This window comes from Pseudomonas avellanae BPIC 631 (genome assembly GCF_000444135.1).
GTDB classification, from domain to species: Bacteria; Pseudomonadota; Gammaproteobacteria; order Pseudomonadales; family Pseudomonadaceae; genus Aquipseudomonas; species Aquipseudomonas avellanae.
Genome location: NZ_ATDK01000073.1, coordinates 1 through 10869, shown reverse-complemented (window position 1 = coordinate 10869; position 10869 = coordinate 1). Strand labels below are relative to the sequence as shown.

Annotated in this window: 11 protein-coding genes; 8 read left to right on the top strand and 3 right to left on the bottom strand. The window is 60.0% G+C overall.

The window, feature by feature from the left end; genetic code table 11:
- Positions 1-205: 205 nt before the first annotated feature.
- The 3 genes from fabB to DW49_RS0105595 all read right to left on the bottom strand — a co-directional run bounded on the left by fabB (position 206) and on the right by DW49_RS0105595 (position 4101).
- Entirely contained in the window at positions 206-1429 is a 1224-nt protein-coding gene (gene fabB, locus DW49_RS0105605; RefSeq protein WP_005618727.1) for a beta-ketoacyl-ACP synthase I, read from the bottom strand.
- A 10-nt stretch (positions 1430-1439) separates the two neighbouring features.
- Entirely contained in the window at positions 1440-1955 is a 516-nt protein-coding gene (fabA, locus tag DW49_RS0105600; RefSeq protein ID WP_003379759.1) for a 3-hydroxyacyl-[acyl-carrier-protein] dehydratase FabA, read from the bottom strand.
- A gap of 220 nt (positions 1956-2175) precedes the next feature.
- On the bottom strand, positions 2176-4101 hold the full coding sequence (locus DW49_RS0105595) for a response regulator (protein ID WP_005618724.1): 1926 nt from the start codon (positions 4099-4101) through the stop codon (positions 2176-2178).
- A gap of 320 nt (positions 4102-4421) precedes the next feature.
- Between DW49_RS0105595 and DW49_RS0105590 the strand changes: the two genes are divergently transcribed.
- The 8 genes from DW49_RS0105590 to DW49_RS0105550 all read left to right on the top strand — a co-directional run bounded on the left by DW49_RS0105590 (position 4422) and on the right by DW49_RS0105550 (position 10671).
- Positions 4422-5447 carry an NAD(P)H-dependent glycerol-3-phosphate dehydrogenase gene (locus DW49_RS0105590; RefSeq protein WP_005618722.1) on the top strand — a complete coding sequence of 342 codons (1026 nt, stop codon included), beginning with the start codon at positions 4422-4424 and terminating at the stop codon, positions 5445-5447.
- Between the two features lie 93 nt (positions 5448-5540).
- A complete protein-coding gene (locus DW49_RS0105585) occupies positions 5541-5831 on the top strand; it encodes a DUF4389 domain-containing protein (protein ID WP_229610937.1) in 291 nt (96 codons plus the stop codon).
- Positions 5828-6283 (top strand): phosphohistidine phosphatase SixA, encoded by a 456-nt coding sequence (gene sixA / locus DW49_RS0105580; protein ID WP_005618721.1) that lies wholly within the window; start codon positions 5828-5830, stop codon positions 6281-6283. Before DW49_RS0105585 ends, sixA begins: the two co-directional genes overlap by 4 nt.
- A gap of 62 nt (positions 6284-6345) precedes the next feature.
- Positions 6346-6789: a hotdog fold thioesterase gene (locus DW49_RS0105575; RefSeq protein ID WP_005618719.1), complete on the top strand. Its 444-nt coding sequence runs from the start codon at positions 6346-6348 to the stop codon at positions 6787-6789.
- Between the two features lie 119 nt (positions 6790-6908).
- Positions 6909-7718, top strand: coding sequence for an alpha/beta fold hydrolase (locus tag DW49_RS0105570; RefSeq protein WP_005618718.1), 810 nt, complete (start codon positions 6909-6911; stop codon positions 7716-7718).
- Positions 7715-8569 (top strand): alpha/beta fold hydrolase, encoded by an 855-nt coding sequence (locus tag DW49_RS0105565; RefSeq protein ID WP_005618716.1) that lies wholly within the window; start codon positions 7715-7717, stop codon positions 8567-8569. The genes DW49_RS0105570 and DW49_RS0105565 overlap by 4 nt, the downstream gene beginning before the upstream one ends.
- A gap of 139 nt (positions 8570-8708) precedes the next feature.
- The gene (locus DW49_RS0105560; RefSeq protein WP_005618714.1) at positions 8709-9539 is read left to right on the top strand and encodes a DUF4892 domain-containing protein; all 831 of its coding nucleotides are present in this window, start codon (positions 8709-8711) and stop codon (positions 9537-9539) included.
- Between the two features lie 91 nt (positions 9540-9630).
- Positions 9631-10671 (top strand): AI-2E family transporter, encoded by a 1041-nt coding sequence (locus tag DW49_RS0105550; protein WP_005618709.1) that lies wholly within the window; start codon positions 9631-9633, stop codon positions 10669-10671.
- Positions 10672-10869: the final 198 nt, after the last annotated feature.

Sequence of the window (10869 nt, the reverse complement as noted above, 5' to 3'; positions counted from 1 at the left end):
CTACACGACGCTCTTCCGATCTGCTCTGCGTCCTCTTTCGACGCAGAGCGTCGCGAACTGCATTCCCACGCTGGAGCGTGAGGAACGAGAAATGCTCTGAAGATTCATCTTCCCCTCAGGCATACCGGGGAGCATTAGCTACTTTGCCCGAACCACAAAAAAGGCGCCTCGAAAGGCGCCTTCTTTGTTTGTGGCAAAAGCAGTATTACTTGCCCGCCCAGCGCTTCAACACCAGCGTAGCGTTGGTGCCACCGAAGCCGAAGCTGTTGCTCATGACCAGATCAAGCTTCGCATCTTCACGCGTCTTGAGCAGGATCGGCATGTCGGCAATGGCCGGGTCCAGTTCGTCGATGTTCGCGGAACCGGCGATGAAGTAGTTTTCCATCATCAGCAGGCAATAGATCGCTTCGTGAACACCCGCGGCACCCAGCGAGTGACCTGACAGGCTCTTGGTAGAGCTGATGGCCGGCGCATTGGTGCCGAACACTTCACGCACGCCTTCCATTTCCTTGGCGTCGCCGACCGGGGTCGAGGTGCCGTGGGTGTTGATGTAGTCGACATCGTTCTTGTCGACGTCAGCCAAGGCCATCTGCATGCAGCGGATCGCACCTTCACCGCTTGGCGCAACCATGTCGTAGCCGTCGGACGTTGCGCCGTAGCCCACGATTTCTGCGTAAATCTTCGCGCCACGTGCCAGAGCGTGTTCCAGCTCCTCGACTACCACCATGCCGCCGCCACCGGCAATGACGAAACCGTCACGCTTGGTGTCGTAGGCGCGGGAGGCTTTTTCCGGCGTCTCATTGTACTGTGTGGACAGTGCGCCCATCGCGTCGAACAGGAACGACTGGCTCCAGTGCTCTTCTTCACCGCCGCCGGCAAAGACGATGTCCTGCTTGCCGAGCTGGATCTGCTCGACAGCGCTGCCGATGCAGTGAGCGCTGGTGGCGCAGGCGGACGAGATGGAGTAGTTCACGCCCTTGATCTTGAAGGGCGTGGCCAGGCAGGCCGATACGGTGCTGCCCATGGTCCGCGTGACGCGGTAGGGGCCGACGCGCTTCACGCCTTTCTCGCGCAGAGTGTCCAGCGCTTCCATCTGGTTCAGGGTGGACGCGCCGCCGCTGCCGGCGATCAGGCCGGTGCGAACGTTGGACACCTGGTCATCGGACAGGCCGGAGTCGGTGATGGCGTCTTTCATCGCCAGATAGGCATAGGCTGCCGCATGGCCGACGAAGCGATAGATCTTGCGATCGATCAGTTCTTCCAGATTCAGGTCGATGGAGCCGGAAACCTGGCTACGCAGACCCATTTCGGCATATTCCGGGTTGAAGCGGATGCCAGGGCGGTTAGCACGCAGGTTTGCGGTGACGGTCTCTTTGTCATTGCCCAAGCAGGAAACAATACCCAGACCAGTGATAACGACGCGGCGCATGCGAGTACCCTTAGAAATTTTCAGTGGAAGTAAACAGACCGACGCGAAGGCCTTCGGCGCTGTAGATTTCGCGACCATCGACGCTCACGGTGCCTTCGGCGATTGCCAGGACCAGTTTGCCGCGCATGGTGCGTTTGATTTGAATGTTATAGGTGACTTTTTTAGCGGTAGGCAGCACCTGACCGAAAAACTTCACTTCGCCCGAACCCAGGGCGCGGCCACGGCCAGGATTACCCTGCCAACCGAGGTAGAAACCGACCAGTTGCCACATGGCATCCAGGCCCAGGCAGCCGGGCATGACCGGGTCGCCTTCGAAGTGGCAGGCAAAGAACCACAGGTCCGGGTTGATGTCCAGTTCGGCGACCAACTCACCTTTGCCGAACTTGCCGCCTTCTTCGCTGATGTGGGTGATGCGATCAACCATCAGCATGTTGGGGGCGGGCAGTTGCGCATTACCTGGGCCGAACAGCTCGCCACGACTGCAGCGCAGCAGGTCTTCCCGGGTAAAGGCGTGTTGTTTGGTCATGCGAGCTCCTCAATAATCTTGTGCGGCAGGTTGTGGCGCCACTGGCTCGAACGCCGGTTCTGACGTACCAATTCACCAGGACCCTGTCCGGCAGCCTACTCATAGACTGTTGCGTTGTAATGAAAGTCACAGCTCAGGTGAAATCAAAGTACACCTGTACACTGAATTTTGTCATCCAGCCGATTTTGCTGGCCGATGGGGTAACCAAGACTGCCGCAATTTAACATTTATCGCCAGTCGCAGGTGCTTGAAAGGACAACCAGCGCTGCAAAACCTCCTGCAAATCAGCATGTTTGAACGGCTTTGGCAGATAATCATCCATCCCTGCCTGTAAACAGGCGTCCCGATCCCCCTGCAACGCGTTGGCAGTCAACGCGATGATTGGGATCCTTTCCAGCCCGGAAAGTTGCCTGATTTTGCGCGTGGCCTCATAACCGTCCATGACCGGCAGTCGGCAATCCATCAGGATCAGCGCGTAGTTTCCTGCACCGGCTTTCATGACGGCCTCGACACCATCGACCGCGACATCCACTTTGCAGCCCAGATTATGCAACATGGCCTGCACCACGGTGCGGTTCACCGGGTTGTCCTCGACCAGCAATATACTGCGCTCCTTGCCGTGCGCATCGAGTGCAGATGGCGGGGGGACGACATCGACCGAAACATGGCGCGAAACCGGCAGGGCGATCTGCAGGGTGAACGCCGATCCCGCACCTTCCACGCTTTCTGCGCAAAGCGTGCCGCCCATGCGCTCGGCCAGCTTGCGGGCAATCGGCAACCCTAGCCCGGTGCCGCCATAGCGTCTGGAAATCGAACTGTCTGCCTGCTTGAAGGCATCGAACATGGACTCCAGTCGCTCGGCATTGATGCCAATGCCGCTGTCATGCACCTTGCAGGTAAAACTCAGTTGCTCATCGTTGAGCATCACCCAGTCAGCTTCGACGCAGACCTTGCCTTCCTCTGTGAATTTCAGCGCGTTGCCGATAAGGTTCACCAGGATCTGACGGATGCGGGTCGGGTCGCCGATCACCGTCAGTGTCTCCAGGCCCGGCTGGACGTGCAGTTCCAGCAACAGCTTGCGCTGCAGTGCACTGTGGTTGAACGCATGGGTCGAGGCGCTGACCAGTTCGGCGAGGTTGAACGCGATGCTCTCCATTTGCAGAGCGTCGCGCTCGATGCGGGAAAAATCGAGGATGTCGTTGATGACCTTCAACAGATGTTCGGTGGACTCGGTGGCCAGCGTCGCGTACTCGCTCTGCTCGTCGGTCATGCGTGTTGTTTCCATGAGTTGCAGCATGCCCAGAACGCCGTTCATGGGGGTGCGCAGCTCATGACTCATCATCGCCAGAAAATCCGACTTGGCGCGGTTGGCCCGTTCGGCTTCTTCGCGGGTCTGGATCAGTTGCGCCACCGAGCGCTGCTGTTCAAGGCTGGTGCGGTGCAGGTTCTCCGCCAGGCTATTGATATGCCGCGCCAGCGCTCCCAGTTCGGCATCGTCGCTGACCGGCATGGGAGTGTGGTAGTGGCCCTGCTGAATGGCCTTGAGGGCTTCACCCATGTCGCTGATGGGTCTGGACAGGCTCAATGACAGGCGTCGGGCCAGCAGAAAGGTGAACAGCAGGGCGCACAACGCCAGAATCCCTGCCTTGAGCAGTATTTCCTGCTGGCGTCGATTGAACGCCTCGCTGGACATGCCCACCAGTACGCGACCCAGATAATCGGGCGATGCGGCATCCTGCGTTTCTCTACGTGCTGCGCGAGCGGTGTGTGCCGCTGTGCGCTGGTGACGGATGGGCGCCTGGAAGATTTCCATCTGCCTGGGCTGATGCTCGTTTTCGCGGGTCTGGTCGATGTAGACCATGACGGTGTTGGAGGCGTCCTGTATTTCTAAATAGCGCACGCTGGGCATGGACAGGGTTGCGCGCATGAGCGATTTGAGCCCGTCTATGTCGCCTGCCGTCACGCCGGGTTCGGCCGCCGGGGCGAGTTGATTGGCGATGAGCTGCCCGGTGTGATTGAGCTCCTGACGCAGGTCCTGAATTCGTACGAATGTAAAGAAGCTGATCAGCAGAACGGTCAGCAACAGGGCAGGGCCGAGACTTATGATCTGGGTGCGGGTATTGATATCCCATTGACGGAACTTCATCGGCTGCGCGCCTTGCACGCAAGGCGATACGCCGGAACTACGATTGATGCATCCATGCCTGTTCGCTCAGTGGTCGCGCATCGGCCTGGTCCTGTATTAAACCGGGCGTGGCGATAATTCATGCAGTGTGCGCATGTTAACCGAGATGGCGCGGCTTTCCAGCCAACTTGTTGCCTGGTAAAGACGTACGGCCCTTGTAGGCAATCTTTGTGGCAGATCATCTCTCTTCGTGTTGCTGGCTGCTTTTTGGTGCTGGCTCGTGGCGCAGCGCGCCGTATAATGCCAGCATCGCCATTTGATGGCCCTGGATGGATAGTTTTATGACCACGCAGCAGCCCGTAGCGGTTCTTGGTGGCGGCAGCTTCGGTACCGCCATTGCAAATCTGCTGGCCGAAAACGGTCATCAGGTTCGTCAGTGGATGCGCGATCCGGAGCAGGCGGAGGCGATTCGCATCAATCGCGAAAACCCCCGCTACCTAAAAGGCATCAAGGTGCGCCCTGAGGTCGAGCCGGTAACCGACCTCACGGCGGTGCTCGAAGCCAGCGAACTGATTTTCGTCGCCTTGCCCTCTAGTGCGTTGCGTTCCGTGCTGTCGCCGCATGTCGAGCGCCTGAGCGGCAAGATGCTGGTGAGCCTGACCAAAGGCATTGAAGCGCAGAGCTTCAAACTGATGAGTCAGATTCTTGAAGAAATTGTCCCCCAGGCGCGTATCGGCGTGTTGTCCGGGCCCAATCTTGCGCGGGAAATAGCCGAGCACGCCCTGACCGCCACAGTGGTAGCCAGTGAAGACGAAGACCTGTGCCAGCAGGTTCAGGCTGCCCTGCACGGGCGAACCTTCCGGGTCTATGCCAGCAACGACCGGTTTGGCGTCGAACTAGGTGGGGCATTGAAAAACGTCTACGCGATCATTGCCGGTATGGCCGTGGCGCTGGACATGGGCGAAAACACCAAGAGCATGCTGATTACCCGTGCGCTGGCGGAAATGACCCGTTTTGCTGTGAGTCAGGGCGCCAATCCAATGACCTTTCTGGGGCTGGCCGGAGTGGGCGATCTGATCGTGACTTGCTCCTCGCCCAAAAGCCGTAATTATCAGGTCGGTTTTGCCTTGGGGCAGGGCCTCTCGCTGGAAGAAGCGGTGACTCGCCTTGGCGAAGTGGCTGAGGGTGTCAACACCCTCAAGGTGCTCAAGGTCAAGGCGCAGGAAGTTCAGGTCTACATGCCGTTGGTCGCAGGACTGCATGCGATTCTTTTTGAAGGCCGTACGCTCAGCCAGGTCATTGAGGCGCTGATGCGTGCCGAACCGAAGACCGACGTCGATTTCATTTCGATTACCGGCTTCAATTGAATTCAATTTGCTCCATTCAACCTCATCATGGAGAAGGTTTTGAACGAGTCGAAAACTGCTGATAACGAATCGATCCTCCTGCGTATCCTGTGGATGCTGCTGTTTCTGTGTGTCTGGCACGTGGCCCAGATCGTGCTGGCGGGCGTGGTGCTGGTGCAACTGGGGTATCGCCTGATCTACGGCGCGCCGAGTGGCAGCCTGATGAACTTCGGCGACAGCCTGAGCCAGTATCTGGCGCAGATTGGCCGTTTCGGTACGTTTCACAGTGATCAGAAGCCCTGGCCGTTTGCCGACTGGCCTGCACCCCGTGACCCGAACGGTGAAGCCGCGCATTACGTCGCGCCTGCGCCACACCCGGTTCGCGACGAAGAGCCCACACTGTGAAGGTCTGGGTGTTGCGTCATGGCGAAGCCCAGTCCCGTGCGCGCAGCGACGCCGAGCGCGAGCTGACGGCGCATGGCCGCGAGGAAGTGCAGAAAAGCGCCCTGCACCTGACTGGCAAGCCCCTCCAGCGCATTCTCGCCAGCCCTTATGTACGCGCCCGGCAGACCGCAGAACTGGTGCGTCAGTCGCTGGGTTTCGACGCGCCGGTGGTGACAGTGCCCTGGCTGACGCCGGATAGCAGCCCGCGTCAGGTGCTGGAGCAACTCGACACGCTGGGTATCGAAGACGTGCTGCTGGTCAGTCATCAGCCTCTGGTGGGTGAACTGATTAGCGTGCTGGTGCATGGCAGCGCGCAGCAGGCCGAACCCATGAGCACCGCCAGCCTGGCCGAGCTGGAAGGCGAATTCGTGGCGGCCGGAACCCTGACACTCAACAGCGTTCGGCACGTCTGAACGGGCTGCCTGAACATCGACCTCGCGCTTGCAGAGCAAGCGCTCACTAAAAAGGATTTAACATGAGCATATGGCGTCAGGCTCCCGACATCGAAGCCCTCATGGCGGCTCAGAAAAACACCATCGGCGAAGTGCTCGACATTCGTTTCGAGTCGTTCACCGAAGACTCGATGACGGCCAGTATGGTGGTCGATCAGCGTACCCACCAGCCATTCGGTCTGCTACACGGCGGCGCGTCAGTGGTGCTGGCCGAGTCGCTGGGCTCGATGGCCAGCTATCTGCTGGTCGATCCGGGTACGCACTTCTGCGTCGGGATCGAGGTCAACGCCAATCATTTGCGTGGCGTGCGTACCGGGCGCGTGACCGGGGTCGTGCGTCCCGTGCACATCGGCCGTACCACCCATGTCTGGGACATCCGCATCAGCAACGACGAAGGCAAGTTGAGCTGCATTTCGCGACTGACCGTGGCAGTCGTGCCGCATGGCCAGGAGCCGCCTGCCCGCTGAGTATGTATGGTTCGGTACGCGATGGCCGGAGTGCCGTCTGTGATGGCAGTTCCAGTCATTGCCGTTCCTCAAGGCGGCTGCACACAATTGCGACTCATACGGCCTCTGGAAATAGCGGCATGTCGCAATCGGTGTTCTTCGCTCACGCCAATGGCTTCCCTTCCGCCACGTACGGCAAGTTGTTCTGCGCGTTGGCGCCGGAATATCAAGTGGCGCACCTTGAGCAGCATGCTCACGACCCACGCTTTCCAGTGGATGACAACTGGCTGAACCTGGTGGATGAGCTGATTCATCACCTGCGTCAGCAAGCCGGCCCGGTATGGGGCGTGGGGCACTCGCTTGGCGGAGTGCTGCATTTTCACGCCGCGCTGCGTTGCCCAGAGCTGTACCGTGGGGTCGTGATGCTGGACTCTCCAGTGCTGGGTCTGGCGGACAAGTTGTTTATCCGCGCAGCCAAGCGTCTGGGTTTCATTGACCGCATCACCCCGGCAGGTCGCACATTGGGGCGTCGTGAGGCCTTCGCCGACCTGGATACGGCCCGAACCTACTTTGCCAGCAAAACCCTGTTTCGCCGATTCGATCCCGACTGCCTGACGGCGTACCTGCAACATGGTTTGCAGCAGGACGGCGAACAACTGCGTCTGCGTTTCGATCCGGCGACAGAGATCAGCATCTATCGCAGCATTCCCCACACCAGCCCGTTGCCGTCGCGTCAGCTCAAGGTGCCGCTGGCAATGGTGCGCGGCAAGCACAGCCGGGTGATCATGCCGCATCATGGCTACCTGGCCCGGCGCATGAGCGACGGCGAATACCTGTCCATGCCCGGAGGGCACATGTTTCCACTGGAACGCCCCGATGAGACGGCGCAATTACTCAAATCGCTGTTCGCACGCTGGGATGCGCGACATCTGCAACGGGCTGGCGCATGAGACTGGCGGTCGAGGAAGTGCGCTTGAACCTTGGGCACATCGAGCTGGCGGCCCATCTGTTCGGCCCTGAAGATGGCCAGCCGGTCATCGCGCTGCACGGCTGGCTCGACAACGCCAACAGTTTTGCCCGGCTGGCCCCGCATCTGAAAGGTTTGCGGATCGTCGCGCTGGATCTGGCCGGGCATGGCCACTCCGATCATCGCCCTGCAGGTGCCGCCTATGCCCTGGCCGACTATGTATTTGACGTGTTGCAGGTCGCCGAGCAACTCGGCTGGCAGCACTTTGCCCTGTTGGGGCACTCGCTGGGTGCGATCATTGCGGTGTTGCTCGCAAGCTCGTTGCCCGAGCGGGTTACGCACCTGGTATTGATTGACGGGCTTGTGCCGCTGACCGGTGAACCCCGGTCTGCCGCCGAGCGCATGGGCGCAGCCTTGCAGGCGCAACTGACGCTGTTGAACAAGAAAAAACCGGTCTATCGGGATCAGGAACGCGCCGTTCAGGCCCGCATGAAAGGCGTGCTGACGGTCAGTCGTGAAGCGGCCGAACTGCTCGCTCAACGAGGTTTGATGCCGGTGCCGGGCGGTTACACCTGGCGCAGCGACAGCCGCCTGACTTTGCCCTCAGCGATACGATTTACCGAGCAACAGGCGATGGCGTTCGTTCATGGCATTCGCTGTCCGACACAATTGGTGATTGCGTCGGACGGCATGCTGGCGAAAAAACACGAGCTGCTGTCCGGCCTGCCGTTCGACGTTGCACGGCTGCGCGGCGGGCATCACTTGCACCTGGACGACGAGGAGGGCGCGCGCTCTGTTGCACACTGTATCAATCGCTTTTTCGCTGCTTCTTGACTTGAGGCCGGCAACTGCCGACGCTGGGCGGGTTGAAACAGGAGTCAACCGTGATGGATCAACCCGCAATCCGCCCTGATCGCCTTGCAGGCGATTACCCACATTCTTTCTTTACGCTTGCCTGCCGATGAGAACACTTATGCTTTTAACACGTGTTCCAGCCGTAGCGTTGTGCGCAGTCATTTTCAGCAGCCTGTTCAGCAGCGTACTCAGCGCCGCCGATCTGGAAGGCAGCCGTGATCTGGATATTGTGCCGCGTCTGGCCGATGCCGAGATCGTTGACTTCCGTCCCGCCGCCGAGCTGGAACGTGTCTACCCGATGGGCTCGATCCGCAAGATCAGTGGCCAGTTGCGATTTGACGGGCAGGTCAGCGCGCGCGGCAACCTGACCTCGGTCACCTATCAGTTGCCTGCCGAACATACTTCCGATGATGCCTTTACCGCCGCGCGCGAAGCCTTGCAGCAGCAGGGCGCTGAATTGCTGTTCTGGTGTCAGGCACGCGACTGTGGAGAAAGCAGCCTGTGGGCCAACGAAGTGTTCGGCAACGCCAAGCTGTTCGGCGCGGACGACCGGCAGGCGTATCTGCTGTTGCGCATGGCAGAGCCCCGCAGTGACACTCTGGTGGCGCTCTACAGCATTACCCGCGGCAATCGTCGAGCCTATCTGCACGTCGAGCAGTTCGAAGCTGCTGCGCCACTGGGCGAGCTGCTGCCGACCTCCGCGACGCTGCTGCGTCAATTGAAAAGCACCGGCAAGCTGGAACTGCCCCGGCTTGCCGGCGAGCCACAAGAGGCCTGGGTCACACTGATTTCTCGCGGCCTCAACCTCGACAGTTCACTGCGTTTGATTGTTTCCGGTGTCAGCGCGGGTGCCTGGCGTGACGCTTTGATCGGCAAAGGCGTTCGTGCTGCCCGGCTTGAGACCGGGGCGCTCGATGGCAAAGGGCTGAAAATCGAGGTCATCCGCTAGTCACTGATTGGCGAACATGGCGAACAGCGGCTGACGCCAGCCCTGTTCGCCTTTATGCTCGCTACCTCCGAGCCCTTCTGATGGATGCCGCATGTTCAACAATGATCGTTTGCTGGTGCAGATTCTGCTGCTGGCGCTATTTGGCGCCTGCCTTTGGGTAATGGCACCGTTCTGGTCGGCGCTGGTCTGGGGCGCGGTGCTGGCGTTTGCCAGCTGGCCGTTGATGCGTTTGCTGACGCGCTGGTTCAAGGGCCGTGAGTCGCTGGCTGCGCTGGTGATGTGCTTGTGCTGGATGCTGCTGGTCGCGGCACCACTCGTCTGGCTGGGCTTCAATCTCGCCGACCATGTGCGTGACGCCACGGCGCTGATCAAGGATATACAGGTCGACGGGCTGCCTGATCCGCCGCAATGGCTGGCGGGTATTCCGCTGGTGGGCGAGCGTCTGGTGACCACCATCGATCAGCAGGGCGCGGCGTTCATGACCACGGTCAAGCCGTACCTGGGCGAGGTCGGCAACTGGTTGCTGGCGCGCAGCGCGCAGATTGGTGGCGGCATTCTCGAACTGACTCTGAGTATCGTTTTCGCTTTTTTCTTCTATCGCGACGGTCCGCGTCTGGCGGCGTTCGTGTTGAGCCTGCTGGAACGCTTGATCGGAGACAGGGCGCAGTATTATCTGGACCTGGTTGCCGGCACGGTACAGCGGGTGGTCAACGGTGTTATTGGCACCGCAGCGGCGCAGGCGTTGCTGGCGCTGATCGGTTTCCTGATAGCAGGTATTCCCGGAGCGCTGGTGCTGGGTATCCTGACCTTCCTGTTCAGCCTCATCCCGATGGGCCCGCCGCTGGTCTGGTTGCCTGCAACCGCCTGGCTGGTCTGGCAGGGCGAGTACGGCATGGCGATATTCCTCGGCATCTGGGGCATGTTCGTCATCAGTGGCGTGGACAACGTGCTCAAGCCTTACCTGATCAGCCGCGGCGGTAATCTGCCGCTGGTGATTGTGTTGCTGGGGGTGTTTGGCGGGCTGCTGGCGTTCGGCTTTATCGGCCTGTTCATCGGCCCGACCCTGCTGGCGGTGGCGTACAGCCTGTTGATGGATTGGGTGGGCAGTGAAAGGGCGCGTAACTCGCGCTAAGCACTCATCGTTATAGGCAAACCTGACTGACTATCGTGCCGATGCTCTGCCTCGGCATGCAGTTCTGGACGCTCTGCGTCACATGGGTGCTGCAACACAAGATCTGCGCCGGACACTCAAGATCGGACGCAGAGCGTCCAGAACGGCATGCGACGCGGAGCGTCGCACGATAGTTGATAATCAAAGCGCTTTTTTATC